At 65.1% G+C, this 20,324-nt stretch carries 20 protein-coding genes; 8 read left to right on the top strand and 12 right to left on the bottom strand.

Features of this window, described 5'->3' with window-relative positions; all coding sequences use genetic code 11:
• Nucleotides 1–25: 25 nt before the first annotated feature.
• The 9 genes from upp to AB7008_RS39365 form a co-directional block, all read right to left on the bottom strand.
• The gene (gene upp, locus AB7008_RS39405) at nucleotides 26–661 is read right to left on the bottom strand and encodes a uracil phosphoribosyltransferase (RefSeq protein WP_014492764.1); all 636 of its coding nucleotides are present in this window, start codon (nucleotides 659–661) and stop codon (nucleotides 26–28) included.
• Nucleotides 662–819: 158 nt separating this feature from the next.
• The gene (locus AB7008_RS39400; protein WP_304491203.1) at nucleotides 820–948 is read right to left on the bottom strand and encodes a hypothetical protein; all 129 of its coding nucleotides are present in this window, start codon (nucleotides 946–948) and stop codon (nucleotides 820–822) included.
• Between the two features lie 90 nt (nucleotides 949–1,038).
• Nucleotides 1,039–1,437 carry a hypothetical protein gene (locus AB7008_RS39395; RefSeq protein WP_304491202.1) on the bottom strand — a complete coding sequence of 133 codons (399 nt, stop codon included), beginning with the start codon at nucleotides 1,435–1,437 and terminating at the stop codon, nucleotides 1,039–1,041.
• 17 nt (nucleotides 1,438–1,454) lie between these two features.
• The gene (locus AB7008_RS39390) at nucleotides 1,455–1,646 is read right to left on the bottom strand and encodes a hypothetical protein (RefSeq protein ID WP_028160680.1); all 192 of its coding nucleotides are present in this window, start codon (nucleotides 1,644–1,646) and stop codon (nucleotides 1,455–1,457) included.
• 114 nt (nucleotides 1,647–1,760) lie between these two features.
• On the bottom strand, nucleotides 1,761–2,153 hold the full coding sequence (locus tag AB7008_RS39385) for a hypothetical protein (protein ID WP_304491201.1): 393 nt from the start codon (nucleotides 2,151–2,153) through the stop codon (nucleotides 1,761–1,763).
• Between the two features lie 27 nt (nucleotides 2,154–2,180).
• Nucleotides 2,181–3,098: a 4-hydroxy-tetrahydrodipicolinate synthase gene (gene dapA, locus AB7008_RS39380; protein WP_304491200.1), complete on the bottom strand. Its 918-nt coding sequence runs from the start codon at nucleotides 3,096–3,098 to the stop codon at nucleotides 2,181–2,183.
• Nucleotides 3,099–3,116: 18 nt separating this feature from the next.
• Complete coding sequence (locus AB7008_RS39375) at nucleotides 3,117–3,371, bottom strand: hypothetical protein (protein ID WP_304491199.1); 255 nt, start codon at nucleotides 3,369–3,371, stop codon at nucleotides 3,117–3,119.
• Nucleotides 3,372–3,504: 133 nt separating this feature from the next.
• Nucleotides 3,505–3,783 (bottom strand): hypothetical protein, encoded by a 279-nt coding sequence (locus AB7008_RS39370; RefSeq protein WP_248879631.1) that lies wholly within the window; start codon nucleotides 3,781–3,783, stop codon nucleotides 3,505–3,507.
• A 20-nt stretch (nucleotides 3,784–3,803) separates the two neighbouring features.
• Nucleotides 3,804–4,271: a hypothetical protein gene (locus tag AB7008_RS39365; protein ID WP_304491198.1), complete on the bottom strand. Its 468-nt coding sequence runs from the start codon at nucleotides 4,269–4,271 to the stop codon at nucleotides 3,804–3,806.
• Nucleotides 4,272–4,887: 616 nt separating this feature from the next.
• Between AB7008_RS39365 and AB7008_RS39360 the strand changes: the two genes are divergently transcribed.
• The 6 genes from AB7008_RS39360 to AB7008_RS39335 all read left to right on the top strand — a co-directional run bounded on the left by AB7008_RS39360 (nucleotide 4,888) and on the right by AB7008_RS39335 (nucleotide 13,038).
• A complete protein-coding gene (locus AB7008_RS39360; RefSeq protein WP_304491197.1) occupies nucleotides 4,888–4,977 on the top strand; it encodes a K(+)-transporting ATPase subunit F in 90 nt (29 codons plus the stop codon).
• Between the two features lie 112 nt (nucleotides 4,978–5,089).
• Entirely contained in the window at nucleotides 5,090–6,793 is a 1,704-nt protein-coding gene (gene kdpA / locus AB7008_RS39355; protein WP_304491196.1) for a potassium-transporting ATPase subunit KdpA, read from the top strand.
• 17 nt (nucleotides 6,794–6,810) lie between these two features.
• On the top strand, nucleotides 6,811–8,925 hold the full coding sequence (kdpB, locus tag AB7008_RS39350) for a potassium-transporting ATPase subunit KdpB (RefSeq protein WP_028160673.1): 2,115 nt from the start codon (nucleotides 6,811–6,813) through the stop codon (nucleotides 8,923–8,925).
• 57 nt (nucleotides 8,926–8,982) lie between these two features.
• The gene (locus AB7008_RS39345) at nucleotides 8,983–9,588 is read left to right on the top strand and encodes a K(+)-transporting ATPase subunit C (protein ID WP_441260547.1); all 606 of its coding nucleotides are present in this window, start codon (nucleotides 8,983–8,985) and stop codon (nucleotides 9,586–9,588) included.
• Nucleotides 9,589–9,628: 40 nt separating this feature from the next.
• The gene (locus AB7008_RS39340; RefSeq protein ID WP_304491194.1) at nucleotides 9,629–12,352 is read left to right on the top strand and encodes a sensor histidine kinase; all 2,724 of its coding nucleotides are present in this window, start codon (nucleotides 9,629–9,631) and stop codon (nucleotides 12,350–12,352) included.
• On the top strand, nucleotides 12,349–13,038 hold the full coding sequence (locus AB7008_RS39335; protein ID WP_028160670.1) for a response regulator: 690 nt from the start codon (nucleotides 12,349–12,351) through the stop codon (nucleotides 13,036–13,038). The genes AB7008_RS39340 and AB7008_RS39335 overlap by 4 nt, the downstream gene beginning before the upstream one ends.
• 116 nt (nucleotides 13,039–13,154) lie before the next feature.
• On the opposite strand, the gene ku is transcribed toward AB7008_RS39335, so the two are convergent.
• Nucleotides 13,155–14,039 carry a non-homologous end joining protein Ku gene (gene ku, locus AB7008_RS39330; RefSeq protein ID WP_441260546.1) on the bottom strand — a complete coding sequence of 295 codons (885 nt, stop codon included), beginning with the start codon at nucleotides 14,037–14,039 and terminating at the stop codon, nucleotides 13,155–13,157.
• Between the two features lie 117 nt (nucleotides 14,040–14,156).
• Here ku and ligD point away from each other — a divergent pair, with 117 nt between their 5' ends.
• Complete coding sequence (gene ligD / locus AB7008_RS39325; protein WP_441260545.1) at nucleotides 14,157–16,823, top strand: DNA ligase D; 2,667 nt, start codon at nucleotides 14,157–14,159, stop codon at nucleotides 16,821–16,823.
• A 45-nt stretch (nucleotides 16,824–16,868) separates the two neighbouring features.
• Here ligD and AB7008_RS39320 read toward each other — a convergent pair whose 3' ends face one another.
• Complete coding sequence (locus AB7008_RS39320) at nucleotides 16,869–17,033, bottom strand: DUF3309 family protein (RefSeq protein WP_007595743.1); 165 nt, start codon at nucleotides 17,031–17,033, stop codon at nucleotides 16,869–16,871.
• Nucleotides 17,034–17,215: 182 nt separating this feature from the next.
• On the opposite strand from AB7008_RS39320, the gene AB7008_RS39315 reads away from it, so the two are divergent.
• Entirely contained in the window at nucleotides 17,216–17,533 is a 318-nt protein-coding gene (locus AB7008_RS39315) for a polyhydroxyalkanoic acid system family protein (RefSeq protein ID WP_441260544.1), read from the top strand.
• A 3-nt stretch (nucleotides 17,534–17,536) separates the two neighbouring features.
• Here AB7008_RS39315 and treY read toward each other — a convergent pair whose 3' ends face one another.
• On the bottom strand, nucleotides 17,537–20,323 hold the full coding sequence (gene treY / locus AB7008_RS39310) for a malto-oligosyltrehalose synthase (protein WP_441260543.1): 2,787 nt from the start codon (nucleotides 20,321–20,323) through the stop codon (nucleotides 17,537–17,539).
• Nucleotide 20,324: the final 1 nt, after the last annotated feature.

The raw sequence follows: 20,324 nt of genomic DNA, 5'->3' as shown, positions 1-20,324 counted from the left end.
GACTAACCCGATCGCGCAAATCTGTCTACTTGGTGCCGAACATCCGGTCGCCGGCATCGCCCAGGCCCGGCACGATGTAGCCGTGGTCGTTGAGCCGCTCATCGATCGCGGCGGTCCAGACCGGCACGTCGGGATGCTCGCTCTGGAACTGCGCGATGCCTTCGGGCGCGGCCAGAAGGCAGACGAACCGGATGTCGCGGGCGCCGCGCGCCTTGAGCAGGGAGGCACCGGCGCAGGCCGAGTTGCCGGTCGCCAGCATCGGGTCCATCAGGATCACGGTGCGGTCGGACAGGTCCTGCGGCGCCTTGAAGTAATATTCCACCGCCTGCAATGTCTCGGGGTCGCGGTAGAGCCCGATATGGGCGATGCGCGCCGAGGGCATCAGCGCCAGCATGCCGTCGAGGAAGCCGACGCCGGCGCGCAGGATCGGCGCCAGCGTGAGCTTCTTGCCGGCGATCTTCGGCGCCCGCATCGGCGAGATCGGCGTCTCGATCTCCACCAGCTCCAGAGGCAGATCGCGCGTCACCTCGTAGCCGAGCAGCATCCCGATCTCGTTCAGGATCTCGCGAAAACTCTTGGTCGAGCGGTCCTTCTCCCGCATCAGGGAGAGCTTGTGCTGGACCAAGGGGTGGGCGACGACGTTGACGCTGCTTGTGCTCATGAAACCGCTCTACACGGTTCCGTGAAATTGCGCCAGATCGGCCAGATCTTTTCGCGGGGATACGCGGGCTCAGGCGGGCATCGCGACGGCGCCGCGCACCCGGCTGCTCGCCTCGTAGGCAGCCATGGTCAATTCACGGTCCATCGATCTGCCGGGTTCTAAACTCCCAGCCCGCGTGCCGCGAGCGTGATCACGATTGTCAGGATCGCACCCCAGACCAGGCTCAGCGTCATGGTCAGGATCGTCGTCGTGACCGCCTGCTCCAGATTTCCCTTGAGGAGCTGCATGCTACTTGTCCGTGGCGGGCGCGACGCCGATGCGCAGGCCGAGCAGCAATGCACCCATCACCGCAAGCAGGATTGCGATCTTGAGCTCGATCATGTCCGCAGCCTTGTCGCCGCGCGGGCCAGGAGCCGCCTCGCGCCCTCCGCCAGCGCAATCAGCGGATTGCCGCGGTTCTCGATATCGAGCTCGAAGGTCTCGGCGGGAAACACCAGCGCGCATCTTGCGAGGCCACTCTGCCGGTTGGCGAAATCGACCGCGGAGCTCTTGAACAGGAAGAGACCGCCGATGCGCCCATGCGCCTCGCGCGCGACCCAGAGGCCGGCGCCGTTGCGCCCGATGAAGAAGGCGGGGATGGCAGTGCTTATGACATCCGGGTCGATAGGTCCAAGCCCTGCCGCGGACGCGGCCATTGTCGGTCGCTCGGGCTGGCGACGCGTGGCTTGAAGGGCAATCGCGGCCATGGCGGCTTCCTCACACATCTGCAAGGTCATGATGGTCTCCCATGCCGTCAGGCGTGGAGATGCCAGACATAGATCGCGGTCTTCAGCGCGATGAGCGCCGTGAGCACGCTGCCCATCGAGAGCAGGGTCAGCGCGCTGAGCGCGAGGCGCTTGAGCTGCGCCTTGCGCTCCGGCGAGATCCGTGCGGGGCGTTCGGCCCAGCCAAGGGGGCGCTCAACGCCATGTGTCAGCATCGACATGTCTGCATTCCTTCGTCAGCATGGCGGTGGCCGAGGCCGCCGCAATCTGCCTCGAATGATGGCCATGAGCGCGTATGATTGCGAGATGAGCGCCGGGCTCGCGGCATAGGAATCTCATAAAGAAGCTGTCCGTCGCGAGGGCAGTCCTCTGAAAAGATCCGGGCTCCGCTTGCGGCGAAGTTCGGTTGGAGCAGGGCGCGAAGCAGCGATTCCCAGGGCTGCCGCAAAGGCGAGCCGCAGCCGCGCCTCGTCAATTTGTTCGCAGAAGCGACCCAGAACCGCTTCGGCGTCCTCGCGCTGTCCATCGATGGCCGCGCAGAGCCGGGAGCTGGATCGACGGAAGAAGTGACAGGAACAGTCGGTGTTGCGGCGGCCGAGACGATCGAGTTCGCCGGCGATCGCGGCGACATTCAGTCGGTCGCAATCCTCCCGCGTTACGGCGAAGCGCAGCAGCGCCAACTGCCAGGCGCGGAGCAGCCTGTGAGGCCCTTCGATTGATTGCCGCATGGGGATACCCGGATGCCGTGCGACGCGTCAGGCACTGACACCGTCGATCAGCTCCTCGTCGGCGATCGCGGCGAATGCGCGTACCACGTCCCTCTGCGCGGCTGCGTCCAGTGGAACGATCGGAAGTCTTGTGGCGGGCGACATCAGGCCAAGCACGCCGAGTGCACATTTAAGTGCGGCCGGGCTCTCCTTGGCGAGACATGCGATGAGCGGCATCAGCCTCCTGTCGAGGTAGCGGGCGGATTGCAGCCGGCCCTGCCTGACATGTGAGAAAATCGTGCGGCAGAGATCCGGCGCGACGTTGGCAATCTCCGAGATCGCGCCATCGCCGCCGTCCGCGATGAAGCCGAAGGCGGTGGTGTCGTCGCCGGATAGACAGCGAAAGCCGGCAGGCAGGTGGCGGGACAGGCGCATCGGGCGGGTGATGTCGCCGCTCGCATCGCGCAGGCCCACGAACCGGCGCGATTCGACGAGACGCAGAAGCGTCTCATCGGCGAGCGGGCGTAGCGTGCGGGAGGGGGTGTCGTGCAGGATCACGGGCAGGCCGATCGCGCCAGCAATGGCACGGAAATGCGCGAGCATTCCCTCCTGCATCGGCCTGTTGTAGGCGGGCACCACCGACATCACGGCATCGGCGCCGGCGGCTTCCGCGCGCCGCGCGAGTTCGATAGCGTGGCTCGTTGAATTCGAGACGGCGCCGGCAATGATCCGCACGCGGCCACGCGCGACATCGACCGCGGTGCGAATGATCAGCGCCTGCTCGGCCGGCGAGAGCGTCGGTGCCTCGCCGGCGGTCTCGCACACCACCAGTGCTGGCACGCCGGCTGCGATCTGACGCTCGCAGAGCGCGGCGAACGCCTTCAGGTCGATCGCGTCGGCCGAATCGAACGGTGTCGGCAGGTCCGGTATGAACCCGGTGAACCAGGCGGAGGGTGGGATGAACATGGTTTTTTACCGAGGAGCTCAGGCGGCGCGCTTGGGAGCGGCGGCATCGGGCTTCCTGCCCATGTCGAGCTCGATCTCGCGTGGCAGCTCGATGATGGTCTCGGGGTGCTGTCCGTTTTCGAACAGCGCATATTTGATGGCCTGGGCGCGGTTGACGAACAGGCCACCGTAGAGGCCGTTCTGCTGCTGGGCGACCCACTGTCCCCTGTGGTTGCGGCCGATGAAGACGACGGTCGAGGGAGAGCCGCACGAGGGAGGTTCGACGAGTTTCACTTTCGTATTCCTTCCAATTGAAGCGGGCGGCGGGTGCGTGTCCCGCGACCACCCGATCAATATCTTTTCAAGCGAATATGATTTCGAGTGAGGCTGCGCGACGATCTCATAGGAAGGTCATAAAGCCTGATGTTCAGGCCAGCTCGTTGACGACCTGAAGCAGCGCGAACAGAGCGCCGAAGGCAACGCCTTCGTCCCAATGATTGAGGACGGCACCGAACAGCGGCTCGCGCCTGACGAGGCCGGCGAGAGCGCACAGGATGATCGACATCCAGAGCAGAGCGGAGAGGCTGCGTGCAAAGCCGACGCTGCCGAAGGCTGCAAAGGCGGCGAGCAGTGCGATGCGTACGGCAAAGCGCGCGATCACCCGCGTCGGGCTGAGGACCCGCGGCATGTCCGAAGATTGCGGCAAGGCGCGAACCTCCGCTTGGCCTAGCTGAAATTCTCGCAGGCGACCGGCTGATAGAGCGGGTCCGGGGCGGGACGCACCGTGGGAACGCTCGGCCGCGATATTTCCACGGCCAATGCCTGCACCTCGATGAAGGCCGACAGCAATGCCAGCGCGAGATCGGCATGCCGGGCTTCGACAGCGGCGTCGAGCCAGTCCGGCAATTCGCGCTCGCGCGACAGCGCGCAATGCCACTCGCCCTCGTCATAGGCGATGCGGCGGACCTGCCACAGCGGCAGCTCGAGCTCGATCAGCGCCAGCGCGGCGTCGGTCCAGGCCTCGGCATCGACCAGGCGCATGATACGCGCACTGCGCTCGCTCCGTCCGCGCGACGGGAAGCGCCGGCAGGCGTGATCGATGATGTCGAGCATCAGCGGGCGGGTCATTGCCGGTGCCGTGCGAAGCCGCTGGTTGAGGGTGGGTGGGTCAAGGCGTCGAAGAGCGGCGGTCATGTCAGGCCTCCTGGAATTGGCGTCGGTCAGTCGGCCGGCCTCTCCAAGATGGCTGGAAGCGCATTTGAAAACGAGATGGGGACGGGACGGGAGATATAGGGATTTCATAAGAGCACGGAATCTTCCGGATAAGAGCGACAGATCCCCGACCGCCGTCTCCGCCGAAGGTCGAGGCTTATAGAAGCAGGGCTTTTTGAAAAGACCCTGGCCATGGCCTGCCTTAACAACGGTAGCGAAAGCGATGGTGGTTTGTGTCGCTGCGCTGCCCGCTCGGAACGACCGCCCGGAATACAGTGTCGGTGCCACATAGCGACCGGCTACGACGTGCCGGCCTTTATGGGATTCCTATAACGTCGCCATAGGCCTCATCTCGAAAACCTATGCCGGTGGTGGCACTTCAACACGGTCAAAAGTCCCGGCTGGTGCCGTGGAAATGAATTGCATTTCCTTCGTTCCACGCGCCCGCCGGACGTCTGAGAAACGGTTGCGTCCGACATAAAGCCGCAACGAGGAGCATTCCCATGATGGACATTCTGATGCTGGCGCTGGGCTTTGGCTTCTTCGCGCTCGCGATCGGCTACACCTACGCCTGCGAACGGCTGTGAGGGAGCGGACCATGACCTTCGATTATTCGCTCGCCGCCGTCGTCTCGATCGGTCTCCTGTTCTACCTCACTTACGCGCTGCTGCGGCCCGAGCGGTTCTGACCCATGCTGCTGCTTCTCGAATTGCTGCTCGCGGACGCCGCGCTCGTCGCGTGCCTGCTTGCTCTGATCCTGCCGCTCCTGCGCAGGACAAATGTCCTAAAGGGTTGATTCCATGACCATGATCGGTTGGCTCCAGATCATTCTCTTTTGCGCGATTATCGTCGCGCTGACGAAACCGCTCGGCGGGTACATGACGGCTGTGTTCAACGGCGAGCGGACGTTCCTGTCGCCGGTGCTGCGGCCGATCGAGGCCGGCATCTACTGGTTTTCCGGCGTCGAGGAGAGGCGCGAGCAGCATTGGCTGACCTACACGGTCTCGATGCTGCTGTTCCATGTCGGCGGCTTCCTGATCATCTACGGCGTGATGCGGCTTCAGGCGGTGTTGCCCTTCAACCCGGCCGGGCAGGGCGCGGTCGCCCAGGATCTCTCCTTCAACACCGCGATTTCCTTCATCACCAATACCAACTGGCAGAATTACGGCGGCGAGAGCACGGTATCCTATCTCGTGCAGATGCTCGGCCTGACGCACCAGAATTTCCTGTCGGCGGCGACCGGCATCGCGCTCGCGGTGGCCATGATCCGCGGATTCTCGCGCGCCTCGATGCGCACGGTCGGCAATTTCTGGGTCGACGTCACCCGCACGACACTTTACGTGCTGCTGCCGATCTGCATCGTCTACACGCTGTTCCTGGTCTGGCAGGGCATCCCGCAGACGCTCGGTGATTACGTCGAGGCCACGACGCTCGAAGGCGCCAAGCAGACCATCGCGGTCGGCCCGGTGGCCTCGCAGGTCGCGATCAAGATGCTCGGCACCAATGGCGGCGGCTTCTTCAACGCCAACGCCGCCCATCCCTTCGAGAACCCGACCGCGCTGTCGAATTTCGTGCAGATGCTCTCGATCTTCCTGATCGGCGCGGCCATGACCAATGTGTTCGGCCGCATGGTCGGCAACCAGCGCCAAGGCTGGGCGATCTTCGCGGTGATGGGCGTGCTGTTCATCGCCGGCGTCGCCATCACCTATTGGGCGGAAGCCAACGGCACCTCGATCATGCATGCGCTCGGCCTGACTGGCGGCAACATGGAGGGCAAGGAAGTCCGCTTCGGCATCGTCGCATCCTCGCTGTTCGCCGTGGTGACCACGGCCGCCTCGTGCGGCGCGGTCAACGCCATGCATGACAGCTTCACCGCGCTCGGCGGCATGATCCCGCTGATCAACATGCAACTCGGCGAAGTCATCATCGGCGGCGTCGGCGCCGGTCTCTATGGCATGCTGCTGTTCGTCGTGCTCGCGATCTTCGTCGCCGGCCTGATGGTCGGCCGCACACCGGAATATGTCGGCAAGAAGATCGAGGCGCGCGAAGTCAAGATGGCGATGCTCGCGATCCTCGTGCTGCCGCTGATGTATCTCGGCTGGACCGCGGTCGGCGTGGTCTATCCGGCGGCGGTCGCCTCCATGGCGAATGCCGGCCCGCATGGCTTCACCGAGGTGCTCTACGCCTTCACCTCGGCGACCGGCAACAACGGCTCGGCCTTCGCAGGCCTCACCGGCAACACGTTGTTCTACAACCTCACCCTCGCATCCGCGATGTTCGTCGGCCGGTTCTTCATGATCGTTCCGGCGATGGCGATTGCGGGCTCGCTGGCCGCCAAGAAGTCGATCCCGCCGTCGGCGGGCACATTCCCGACCACGGGTGGGCTGTTCGTCGGCCTCGTCGTGGGCGTGATCCTGATCATCGGTGGCCTGACCTTCTTCCCGGCACTCGCGCTCGGCCCGATCGTCGAGCAACTCGCGATGAACGCCGGCAACGTCTTCTGATTGTTGGAGTGACCTCCATGGATACGATGAAACTGCAAAAACGTGCCCCGATGTCGGCAATGCTCGATCCCAAGATCGTTCTGCCCGCGATCAGCGCGTCCTTCACCAAGCTCGACCCGCGGTTGATGATCAAGAACCCCGTGATGTTCGTGGTCGAGATCGTGGCCGCGCTCACCACGGTGATCTTCCTGCGCGACCTCGTCAGCGGCGGGGGAAACCTCGGCTTTACGTTCCAGATCATCCTCTGGCTCTGGTTCACGGTGCTGTTCGCCAACTTCGCCGAGGCCGTCGCCGAAGGCCGCGGCAAGGCGCAGGCGGAATCTCTGCGCAAGACCCGCACCGAGAGCCAGGCCAAGCTCCTGACCGGCGCGGGCCAGGCCTTCAACCTGGTGCCGGGCACAAGCCTGAAGGTCGGCGACATCGTGCTGGTCGAGGCTGGTGACGTCATCCCCTCCGACGGCGAGGTGATCGAAGGCGTCGCTTCCGTCAACGAAGCCGCCATCACCGGCGAGTCCGCACCCGTGATCCGCGAGTCCGGCGGCGACCGCTCGGCGGTGACCGGCGGCACGCAGGTGCTGTCCGACTGGATCCGCGTCCGCATCACGGCCGCGCAGGGCTCGACCTTCATCGACCGCATGATCAAGCTGGTCGAGGGCGCCGAGCGGCAGAAGACGCCGAACGAGATTGCGCTCAACATCCTGTTGGCGGGCCTCACCATCATCTTCGTGTTCGCCACCGTCACCATTCCGAGCTATGCGGCTTATGCCGGCGGCTCGATCTCGGTGGTCGTGCTGGTCGCACTGTTCGTGACGCTGATCCCGACCACGATCGGCGCGCTGCTGTCGGCGATCGGTATCGCCGGCATGGATCGCCTCGTGCGTTTCAACGTGCTGGCGATGTCCGGCCGTGCGGTCGAGGCTGCCGGTGACGTCGATACGCTGCTGCTCGACAAGACCGGCACGATCACGCTCGGCAACCGCCAGGCCACTGCCTTCCGCCCGGTTCGCGGCGTCACCGAGCAGGAGCTCGCCGATGCGGCGCAGCTCGCCTCGCTCGCCGACGAGACCCCGGAAGGCCGCTCCATCGTCGTGCTGGCGAAGGAGAAATATTCCATTCGCAGCCGGGACATGGCCGAGCTTGGCGCCACCTTCATTCCGTTCACGGCACAAACCCGCATGAGCGGTGTCGATGCCGGCGGCTCGTCGGTGCGCAAGGGCGCGGTCGATGCCATGCTCAACTATGTCGGCGGCGGTGCGCCGCTGGCCGTTGCCTCCGGCAACACCGCGCGCGCCATCCAGCCTGGGGTGCTTTCCGACGTCGGCCGTGAAGTCCAGGCCATTGCCGACGAGATCTCGAAAGCGGGCGGAACGCCGCTTGCGGTCGCAAAGGACGGCAAGCTGCTCGGCGTCATCCAGCTCAAGGACATCGTCAAGGGCGGCATCCGCGAGCGCTTCGCAGAACTGCGCCGCATGGGCATCCGGACCATCATGATCACGGGCGACAACCCGATGACGGCCGCTGCGATCGCGGCGGAGGCGGGCGTCGATGACTTCCTCGCGCAGGCAACGCCCGAGGACAAGCTCAAGCTGATCCGCGACGAGCAGGCCAAGGGCAAGCTGGTCGCCATGTGCGGCGACGGCACCAACGACGCCCCGGCGCTCGCGCAGGCCGACGTCGGCGTCGCCATGAACACCGGCACCCAGGCCGCCCGCGAGGCGGGCAACATGGTCGACCTCGATTCCAACCCGACCAAGCTGATCGAGGTGGTCGAGATCGGCAAGCAACTGCTGATGACACGCGGTGCGCTGACCACGTTCTCGATCGCCAACGACGTCGCAAAGTATTTTGCGATCATCCCGGCGATGTTCCTGGCGTTCTACCCGCAGCTCAACGTGCTCAACGTCATGAACCTGTCGAGCCCGCAGAGCGCCATCCTGTCGGCGATCATCTTCAACGCGCTGGTCATCATCGCGCTGATCCCGCTGGCGCTGAAGGGCGTGGCCTATCGCGCGGTCGGTGCCGGCGCGTTGCTGAGGCGCAACCTCCTGATCTACGGCCTCGGCGGCATCGTGATTCCCTTCATCGGCATCAAGGCGATCGACCTCGTCGTCACCGCCTTGCATCTGGCTTGATCGTCGTCGCGGGGCGCACCGCGCCCCGCGCAATGACGAAAGATTTGGAGACCTAACATGCTCAGAGAAATCCGCCCCGCCATCGTCCTGCTGCTGGTGCTCACCGCCATCACCGGCCTGGCCTATCCGCTCGCAATGACCGCTATTGCCGGTGCGATCTTCCCCTCACAGGCGCAGGGCAGCCTGATCGAGCGGGACGGCAAGGTGATTGGCTCCGCCCTGATCGGACAGGAGTTCAAGGACGACAAATATTTCCACGGTCGCCTTTCGGCGACTTTGGCGCCGGATCCGAATGATCCGACCAAGACGGTCTCGGCGCCCTACAACGCGGCCAATTCGGGCGGCTCCAACCTTGGCCCGACCAGCAAGGCGCTGGCTGACCGGCTCAAGGAGGACGTGGACAAGTTGAACGCTGAAAATCCGAACGCCGCCGTGCCGGTCGACCTGGTCACCACCTCGGCCAGCGGCCTCGACCCGGACATCTCGCCGGAAGCGGCGCTATTTCAGGTGCCGCGGGTGGCGAAGGCGCGGAATCTGCCGGACGATCAGGTCAAGCAGCTCGTAGCCTCCAACACCCAGGGTCGTCTGCTCGGCCTGATTGGCGAACCGCGGGTTAACGTTCTGGCACTGAACCTCGCGCTCGATCGCGCCACCGCGAAGTAGCGGTCTAGGCTGGGGGCGGGCGGATGATTATATTGGCCTGATGGTCCGAGAGCGCCGCGATCCCGAACAACGTCCGTCCCCTGAGGCGCTGCTTGAAGCCGCGCGTCGGGAAGAGAGCGCGAGCGGCAAGCTGAAGATCTTCGTCGGCGCCGCCCCCGGCGTCGGCAAGACCTACGAGATGCTGCAAAGCGCCCATGCCAAGCGCAAGGCGGGTATCGACGTGGTGGTCGGCTTTGTCGAGACCCATGGCCGCGCCGAGACCGAGGCGCTGGTGCGCGGGCTCGAGGTGGTGCCGCGCAAGAGGTTCGATTACCGCGGCCAGATCGTCGAGGAGATGGACCTCGATGCCGTGATCGTGCGCCGCCCTCGGATCGCGCTGGTTGACGAGCTCGCTCATACCAATGCCGCCGGTAGCCGCCATCCCAAGCGCTATCTCGACGTCGAGGAGCTGCTGTCCCACGGCATCGACGTCTACACCGCCGTCAACATCCAGCATATCGAGAGCCTGAACGACGTCGTCGCCCAGATCACCCATGTGCGGGTGCGCGAGACCGTGCCGGACTCGGTCTTCGACCGCGCCGATGCGATCGAGCTGATCGACCTCACGCCCGACGATCTGATCCAGCGGCTGCGGGAGGGCAAGGTCTATGTGCCCAAGCAGGCCGAGCGGGCGCTGGAGCACTATTTCTCGCCGGGCAATCTGACCGCGCTGCGCGAGCTGGCGCTGCGGCGTACGGCCGAGCGGGTCGACGAGCAGCTTCTCAATCATATGCAGGCGAATGCCATCGCCGGCCCCTGGGCCGCGGGCGAGCGCATCCTCGTCTGCATCAGCGAGGATCCGCGCGCGGCCGGGCTCGTCCGCTACACCAAGCGGCTGGCCGACCGGCTGCATGCGCAATTCACCGCGATCTCGATCGAGACCCGGCGGTCGCTCCAGCTTTCGGACGAGGAACGCGACCGTCTCGCCGATACGTTGCGGCTTGCCGAATCGCTGGGCGGTGAAGCGCTGACCATTCCCGCTGTGGGCCGCCGCATCGCCGACGACGTCATCAACTTCGCGCAAGGCAACAACGTCACCCAGATCGTGATCGGGAAATCGACGCGCTCGCGGTGGTTCGAACTGACGCGCGGCTCCGTCGTGCACGATCTCGTGCGCAGTGCCGGCAATATCAGCGTTCACGTCATTCCCGGTGATGAGCTCGCAACCGAGCCGGCGCCGAAGACGGCGGTTCAGACGGCGGCACGCGCAGAGGCGTTTGACGCACGTCCCTATTTGAAGGCGCTCGGGATCACCGCGCTCGGCCTTGCGGCAGCGGTGGCCATCAAGCCGTATTTCGGCATCGAAAACGTCGACCTGATGTTCCTGACCGCGGTCGTTGCCGTGGCCGTTCGCTACGGGTTGTGGCCGTCGCTTCTTGCGAGCGTCGCGGCGTCGCTGGCGTACAACTTCTTCTTCCTGCCGCCGGTCTACACTTTGACGATTACCGACCCGACCAATGTCGCGGCGTTCTTCTTTTTCATGTTAATCGCGTTCGTGGTGTCGAACGTCGCCGGGCGGGTGCGGACGCAGGCGGACACCGCGCTCGGCCGCATCCGCACGACCGAGCAGCTCTATGCGTTCAGCCGCAAGCTGACGGGCACCGGCACGCTCGACGATGTGCTCTGGGCAACCGCCTATCAAACTGCGCTGATGCTGAAGGTTCGCGTGGTCCTGCTGCTGCCGGAGGAAGGGCTGCTCACGGTGAAGTCCGGCTATCCGCCCGAGGACCAGATCGACCAGGCCGATCTCGCCGCCGCCAATTGGGCCTGGAGCAACGATCGTCCCGCCGGCCGCGGCTCGGACACGCTGCCCGGCGCCAAGCGGCTGTTCCTGCCGATGCGCACCGGGCGTGGTCCGATCGGCGTCATCGGTATCGACAATGATCGCACCGGTCCGCTGCTGACCCCCGACCAGCGCCGGCTGCTCGATGCACTCGTCGACCAGGGCGCACTGGCAATCGAGCGCGTGCTGCTGGTCGAGGACGTGGATCGCGTCAAGCGGACCGTGGAATCCGAGCGGTTGCGCTCTGCGCTGCTGACCTCGATCTCGCACGATCTCAAGACGCCACTCGCCTCCGTGCTTGGCGCGGCCTCGACCATGCGCGATCTCGCCGGTGCCTTGTCCGACACCGAGAAGCGCGATCTGCTCGCCACCGTGATCGACGAGTCGGAGCGGCTCAACCGCTTCATCGCCAATCTGCTCGACATGACAAAGCTCGAATCCGGCGCCGTCGTGCCCAACGCGGCACTGCACGATCTCGGCGAGATCGTCGGCAGCGCGCTGCGGCGGGCGAGCAAGATATTGACGGCGCACAAGGTGGAACTGGTGCTGGCCGCCGATCTGCCGATGCTTCAGCTCGATGCCGTGCTGTTCGAGCAAGTGCTGTTCAATCTGCTCGACAATGCCGCGAAATATTCGCTGCCCGATACAACGATCTCGATCCGCAGCCGGCGCGAGGGGAATCACGTTGTGCTGGAGATCGCCGATCAGGGTGGCGGTATTCCGCCTGACGAGCTCGAGAGCGTGTTCGACAAGTTCTATCGCGTGCAGAAGGGCGACCATGTGCGTCCCGGCACCGGGCTGGGGCTCGCCATCTCCCGCGGCTTCGTCGAGGCGATGCAGGGCACGATCTCGGCCGCCAACCGCGGCGACCGCAGCGGCGCGATCCTCACCATCCGGCTGCCCATTCCGGCACGGACCCACGCATTGGATACCGCAGCATGAGCGCCGCCCCGATCAAGGTTCTGGTCATCGACGACGAGCCGCCGATCCGAAAATTGCTGCGGATGGGGCTCTCGACGCAAGGCTACGAGATCCTGGAAGCGTCGAACGGAAAGACCGCGCTCGAGAAGCTCGCGGACGAGCCCGCGCTGATCATTCTCGATCTCGGCCTGCCGGACATCCAGGGTCACGAATTGCTGCGCACCATCCGCGGCCGCAACGAGGGCGTGCCGATCGTGGTGCTCTCGAGCCGCGGCGACGAGGCCGGCAAGGTGCAGGCGCTCGATCTCGGCGCCGACGATTATCTGACAAAGCCGTTCGGCATGGACGAGCTCCTGGCGCGCCTGCGCGCCGCGCTGCGCCACCAGCTTCAGGTGCAGGGCGAACGCCCGATATTCCGCACCGGCGATCTCTCGGTCGACCTCGTCCGCCGCATCGTCAAGGTCGGCGAGCGGGACGTCAAGCTGTCGCCGAAGGAATATGATCTCCTGCGCGTTCTGGTGCAGCACGCCGGCAAGGTGCTGACCCATCGCTTCCTGCTGAAAGAGCTCTGGGACGAGCTCACCGACGCGCAATATCTGCGCGTCTATGTCCGCCAGCTCCGTCAGAAGATCGAAGCCGATCCGGAACGTCCGCAATATGTGCTGACGGAGACCGGGATCGGGTACCGGCTGAAGGCGGGGGATTAGCCACGGCCGTCATTCCGGGGCGCGCGTCGGCGCGAACCCGGAATCCATTTCTCCGGCCGTCACGCTTGGAATGATGGATCCGGGCTCGATGCTTCGCATCGCCCCGGAATGACGAGCTACCCCGCCTTCCTCTGCCGCGCCGTCGACCGGTGCGTCTTCTTCGCGCTGCGCTGGCGCCCGGTGGCGCGACGCGCATGGGACTTCGCCGCCGTCTTCTTCCGGCCGCGTCCCTTCAGGCTCTGCTTCAGCGCGTCCATCAGGCTGACGACGTTGCTCGGCCGCTCCTCGCGTTCCGGCAGCTCGATTGTCTTGCCGCTGGCCTTGCGCTTCACCAGCGCCTTCAGCGCGGTCTCGTACTCGTCCTTGAACTTGCTCGGGTCGAAATGTGCGGCCTTGGTATGCAGGATGTGGCTGGCGAGCTCGACCATGTCCTTGGTGATCCTGGGGCTCTTGATGTCGTCGAAGAACTGGTCCTCGTCGCGCAGCTCATAGGGGAAACGCAACGTGGTGCCGAGCAGGCCCTTGCCGAGCGGTTCGATCGCGATGATGTGCTCGCGGTTGGTGAGCACGATCTTGGCGAGCGCCACGCGGTCCTGGTCCTTCATGGCGTCCCGGATCACGGCAAAAGCATCGACCGCAGCCTTGCCGTCGGGCGTGATATAATAGGGATGGTTGAGATAGCGCTGGTCGATCTCGTCGCTCGGCACGAAACTCTCGATGTCGATGGTGTGGTTGCTTTCGATCTGGACCGCCTCGAGCTCCTCCGGCTCGATCTCGACATATTTGCCCTTGCGCAGCTCGTAGCCGCGTCCCTTCTGGTCGCTCTCGACCACGTCGCCGGTCCCGGAGTCCACCATCTGCTGCTTGAGCCGGTTTCCGGTCTCGCGGTTGATCATGTGAAACCGCGTCTTCTCGGCCGCGGTGGTCGCGGGATAAAGCGCGACCGGGCAACTGACCAGCGAGAGCTTTAACGTTCCCTTCCAATAGGCGCGCGGGGCCATTCCGTTCTCCAGCGTTTCAAGGCATTTTGGAACCCCAACAGCCCCATCGGGTTTTGGTTCCGGGTGGGACTTTTGTCGTGATAGGCTTCAACGCCGAAAGAGAATGCGGGACCGGTCGTGCTGCGAAAACTCTCCACCTACCGACAGAAACGCGATTTCGAGAAGACACCGGAGCCGTCGGGCAAGACCGCGGTGGCGCCATCGGCGCAGCGGCGCTTCGTGATCCAGAAGCACGATGCGACGCGGCTGCACTATGATCTGCGGCTCGAGTTCGACGGCGTGTTCAAGTCGTGGGCGGTGACCAAGGGACCCTCGCTCGATCCGCATGACAAGCGGCTGGCGGTCGAGGTCGAGGACCATCCGCTCGACTATGGCGATTTCGAAGGCACGATTCCGGAAGGGCAGTATGGCGGCGGCACGGTCATGCTCTGGGACCGCGGCACCTGGGAGTCCGAGGATCCCGAGCACGGCTTCCAGAAGGGCGACCTCAAGTTCACGCTCCACGGCGACAAGCTGCATGGAAGCTGGGTGCTGGTGCGGATGAGGCATGACCGCAACGGCGGCAAGCGCACCAACTGGCTCCTGATCAAGCATCGCGACGAATATGCCAGCGAGAGCGACGACATTCTCAGCGAGGACAAGTCGGTGGCCTCGGGCCGCGCGATGGCAGAGATCGCCGATGGCAGGGGCCGCGCGCCGAAACCGTTCATGCTGGCGAAGGGTGCCAAGGCCAAGGCCGATGCGGTCTGGCAGTCCAATCGTGCCGAGGAGCCGAAAGGGCGCACCGTCAGGCCGGCGCCCGGCGCGGCGTTGAAGCGCGGGACGGGCGCAAAGATAAAGGCCACAACCGCGACAAACGCGAAGAAAGTTTCGGAGATGCCGGACTTCGTCGCGCCGCAGCTCTGCACCCCGGTCCAGCGGCCGCCGGCGGCCGATGGCTGGTGCCACGAGATCAAGTTCGACGGCTATCGCGTCCAGCTCCGCGTCGAGGATGGCGAGGCGACGCTGAAGACGCGCAAGGGCCTCGACTGGACCGATAAGTTCGCAGCCATCGCCAAGGAGGCGGGGGAGCTTCCCGACGTCATGATTGACGGCGAGGTCGTCGCGCTGGATCACAACGGCGCGCCGAATTTCTCCTCGCTCCAGGCCGCGCTGTCGGATGGCAAGACTGAGGACCTGATTTTCTTTGCCTTCGACCTCCTGTTCGCCGAGGGGCTCGATTGCCGGCGCCTGCCACTCGGCGAGCGCAAGGACCGCCTCAGGCAACTCCTGGACGCAGGCAAGAAGAAATCGAGCCAAATCCGCTATGTCGAGCATTTCGAGAGCAGCGGCGATGCCGTGCTGCAATCGGCCTGCAAGCTCGAGCTCGAAGGCGTGGTGTCGAAGAAGCTCGATGCGCCTTACCGGTCGGGGCGAACGGAAAGCTGGACCAAGGCGAAATGCCGCGCCGGCCATGAGGTCGTGATCGGCGGCTGGAAGACCACCAACGGAAAATTCCGCTCGCTGATGGCCGGCGTGCACCGCGGCGATCATCTCGCCTTCGTCGGTATGGTCGGCACCGGCTTCGGCGCGGACACGGTCAAGCGCATCATGCCGTCCTTGAAGGCCATGGAGGCCGGGCAAAGCCCCTTCGGCGGCAAGAACGCGCCGAAAAAGACGCGCGACGTGCACTGGCTGAAGCCGGAGCTCGTCGCCGAGATCGAGTTCGCCGGCTTCACCGCCGACGGCAACATCCGCCAGGCCGCCTTCAAGGGCCTGCGGCAGGACAAGCCGGCCGAGGAGGTCGAGGCGGAAACACCCGCCGATACCGAACTCGCCAAGCCCTCGGCCAGGAAGCGTGCCGTGCCGAGTGCAGGCAAGCGGAAGGATGCCGGCACGGCCGAGGTGATGGGTGTCGTCATCTCGAAGCCGGACAAGGAGCTGTGGCCGGATGGCGGCGACGGCGAAGGCGTGACAAAGCTCGATCTTGCGCGCTATTTCGAAGCCGTCGGCGCCTGGATGATCGAGCACATCAAGGGCCGGCCCTGTTCGATCCTGCGCGCGCCGGATGGCATCGGCGGCGAAAAGTTCTTTCAGCGCCATGCCATGCAGGGCACGTCGAATCTGCTGGAGCTCGCGAAGGTCTCGGGCGATCGCAAGCCGTACCTGCAGATCGATCGCGTCGAGGGGCTTGCCGCGGTCGCGCAGATCGGCGGTGTCGAGCTGCATCCCTGGAATTGCGCCCCGGACGCCTACGATACGCCGGGCCGGCTGGTGTTCGATCTCGATCCTGCGCCGGACGTCAAGTTTGCCGATGTCGTGGACGCCGCCAAGGAGATGCGGCAGCGCCTCACCGACGTCGGCATGGAGAGCTTTTGCAAGACCACCGGCGGCAAGGGCCTGCACGTGGTGGTGCCGCTGCTCCACGGCGCGCGCGATAAGGTGAGCTGGAAGGAGGCCAAGGCGTTCGCGCAAGGCGTTTGCCAGTGGATGGCCGACGACGATCCCGAGCGCTATCTGCTCAACATGTCAAAGAAGCTGCGCAACGGAAAGATCTTCCTGGATTATTTGCGCAACGATCGACTGTCGACGGCGGTGGCGCCGCTGTCGCCCCGTGCGCGCGATGGCGCGACCGTGTCGATGCCCGTGACATGGGCGCAGGTGAAGGGCGATCTCGATCCGAAGCGATACACGGTGCGGACGGTGCCGGGTCTGCTGGCGCGCTCGAAAGCCTGGGATGGCTATGACGACGCGGCGACATCGATCAAGGCGGCGGCGAAGAAGCTCGCTGGGAAAAAGAAGTAGGGTGGGTTAGCCGGAGGCGTAACCCACCCTACATTCGAGCGTTGGCTAGATCCGTCCGAGCAACAGCAGGATCAGCAGGATGACGATGACGAGCCCGAGGCCGCCGCCGCCGTAATAGCCGGTGCCGTAGAACGGGCCGCCGCCGATACCGCTGAAGCCGCCGAGCAGCGCGATGACCAAGATGATCAGAATGATCGTACCGATAGACATGCTAGTCTCCTCCAGCCCTTTGTTGAAAGGGTCGTTTGCACCTGTCCCGTGGTGCGAGGGCAACTTGCCGCAGGTTCTATGGTTCCCACGGTGAAACACGGCGAACGGGGCCAACTTGCATGGAACCTTTGCCAGTCCAGGCGGCATGACTATGTGAGGATCAGTCACCACAGGGCAGCGCCATGTCAGCACCGCTTGTCGTCTCCATTCCGCATCGTCTCGGCCGCGAGGAAGCCGTGCGCCGGCTCAAGACCGGGCTCGGCCGCGCCGCAGCCAGCATTCCCGTGATGCAGGTCGAGGAGGAGCGCTGGAACGGCGACAGCATGAGCTTTCGCATCCGCGCGCTCGGGCAGATCGCGAGCGGCCAGATCGATGTCGCCGACGACCACGTCAAGGTTGAGGTTGTATTGCCGTGGCTGTTGCAGCGCTTCGCCGAGATGGCGCAGGCGACTATCCGCAAGCGCGGGCAGCTGCTGCTGACCAAGGACGGGGGCAAGTAGCCGTCAGCTACGAGCGCGCTGTTGCCTGGGTCTCGCAGTGCTTGCGGCACGTGCTTCGATAACCGCAGCCGGAAAATCCCGGAAGGCTTGTGCGAGCGGCAATTGATTGCCGGCAAGATCCGGCCGGGTGTAGCCGGTGATGTCGATCGTCGCGTCAACGCCCTCGAACGCAGGCCATTGTCGGCCCTCTTGCGTGAACGGCGCAAACTGGCGCCCGACCACGACGATCGCAGCCGTGCGGCCGTGTCGGCGGACAAAGGCAATGACGTGGTCTGCGTGTGCGCCCCGGACCTGTAGCGGCTGATACTCGCCCTGCGCGAACACATCGGCGAGTTCGTTGCGCAGTTTGAGCAGGTGCCGCGTCCAGGCCAGCTTGAGCTGGCCGTCCGGCCAGGTCTTGACCAGCCCGCGCCAGTCCGGCGCTTCCAGTGACGTCAGCGCCGTCTGCCGCGCGGCAAAGTCCACCGGGCGGCGGTTGTCGGGATCGACCAGCGACAGGTCCCAGTATTCGGTGCCTTGGTAGAAGTCCGGCACGCCGGGCAGCGTCGCCTTGAGCGTGAGCTGGCTCAGCGAGTTCAGGGCGCCGAGCAGCGCGACGCGGCGTGCCAGGGTTTGCAGCGCCTCAAGGAACTCGCTGGATTGCGCTGGATCGAGGATCTTCCCGATGAAGCTCTCGACGCCGTTCTCATAGGCCTCGTGCGGGTTGAGCCAGCTCGTCTCCTCCTTGCCCTCGCGCGCGGCCTTGAGCGCATAGGCCTGGATGCGCTCGACGAAGCCGGCATCGGCCGTCTCCCCAAGCGACCAGGCGCCGAGCAGGGTCTGGTAGAGCATGTATTCGAACGTCGCCGACGGCGCGCGCAGATTGCCGTCGAGCGCGAGGTGCGGCGCGTTCAGCACCTTCCAGCGTGCCACCGCGCTGGTCCATTCGCCGGGAATCTCGCTGAGGGCCGCGATCCGCGCGCGCGCGTCCTCGCCGCGCTTGGTGTCGTGGGTCGCGGTCGCCGTCATCCCTTGCGGCCATTCCTTGGCACGCGCGCGCATGGCCTCGTGGAAGGCAGGTATCGTGAAGCCGTTGCTCGCGGGATCGCCGCCGACCTCGTTGAGGGCGAGCAGCCGGTGGAATTGATAGAACGCGGTGTCCTCCAGCGACTTCGCCATCATCGGTCCCGTGAACTGCTGCACCTTCAGCGCGAAGCGGCGCACCCGCGGGGCGCTGTGCGGGGGACGGCCGGGCTTGAGCAGGTCCATGGTCAGCGCGTCGCGCAGGAAGTCGAAAATGCCTTCATCCGCGGCGAACCATTCCGCGCGGGCCCGTTCGATGGTGTCGTCGATCAGCTTGCGGTCGAGCGCGGTCGGGCCGCTATGCGTCAAATAAGTGCGATAGACCGGGAAGTGCAGCACGTACAATTCGAGCGCCTGGCGCAGACTGTCGGCGGAGAAGTCGCGGGTCGAGTAATGCCCGTTGGCGATGCGCGCGAGCAGGCGGGTCAGCACGGTGAATTCGCTGGTCAGCAGCGTCTCCAGCACGCGCCGCTTGGCGTCCTTGACGTAAGGCGCCAGCCGCGGCGGGCGGTTGCTGATCTGCCGCCACGTCTCGTTCAGCGCCTCCAGCCCTTTCGCATCGACCAGAACCTGGGTGATGATATTCATCCACTCATAGCCCGTGGTGCCCTGAACGCCGGCGAAACGCGGCAGGCGCTCGTGCTCGCACAGGATCTTTTCGATCACGGTATAGAACGGTTTGGTGTTGCCTTGCGCGTCGCGCACGAGCCGGCGCAGCCGCTGGCAATATTGCACAGGATCGCGCAGGCCGTCGATGTGATCGAGGCGGATGCCTTGCAGCTTGCCGTCGGCAATGAGCTGCTTCACCAGCCGGTGCGTTGCGGCGAACGTGCTCGCGTCCTCGACGCGCAGGCCCGCAAGCCCGTTGACGTCGAAGAAGCGGCGATAGTTGATGTCGCTGGAGGCGAGCCGCCAGTGCCCGAGCTTGTAGTGCTGGCGCTCCAGCAGATGATGCAGCGCCAGTGTCTGCGCCGGACGATCCTTGGCCGAACGATAGGCGGCGAGGCCGCGGTCGATGATGTCGGCGCTGCCTGCGATCTCCTTGAGCTCAGCCTTGAAGCCGGGCGCTTCCCTGCGGTTGGGGCGACGCAGCCCGGTGTAGCGGGCCGCGAGCGCGAGCAGGCGCTTGCCGGGCTCGGTCTCGGCGGCGTCGGCCTCCTTCACGATCACGCGCAGCATTTCGCCATAGCGTTCCGGCGCGATCGGCAGGCGATGCTCGAAATACCAGGCGGAAAAGTTGCCTTCATCGGGATCGTAGCGCAGCTCGATATCGCTGCGCTCCAGCGCCTCGCCATAGGACGAGCCGAGGATCGGCAGCAGCACGCCGCCGCGGGCACGATAGGCCAGTTGATCCCAGTCGATGTCGAAGGAAACCGCATGCGGCGAGGCCTGGCCCCATTCCAGCACGTCGAGCCACCAGGGATTGTCGGCAAAGTGCACGCCGACATGGTTCGGCACGAAGTCGATGATGAGGCCGAGGTCGTGCTGCGCGAGGGCATCGCTCAATCGAGCAAAGCCGGCCTCGCCGCCGAGCTCGGGATTGAACTGGCTGTGATCGACGGTGTCGTAGCCATGGGTCGAGCCCTTGCGCGCCTTCATCACCGGCGAGGCGTAGAGATGCGTGATCCCGAGTGTCTTGAGGTAAGGCACGACCGCGGCGGCCTTGTCGAAGTCGAAATCCGCGGTGAGCTGAAGCCGATAGGTCGCAAGAGGAATGGCAGGAGGCATG

This window comes from Bradyrhizobium sp. 521_C7_N1_3, from assembly GCF_052075975.1.
GTDB lineage: Bacteria > Pseudomonadota > Alphaproteobacteria > Rhizobiales > Xanthobacteraceae > Bradyrhizobium > Bradyrhizobium japonicum.
The sequence above is the reverse complement of the archived record's forward strand: the minus strand, read 5'-3'. Positions and strand labels throughout refer to the sequence as shown.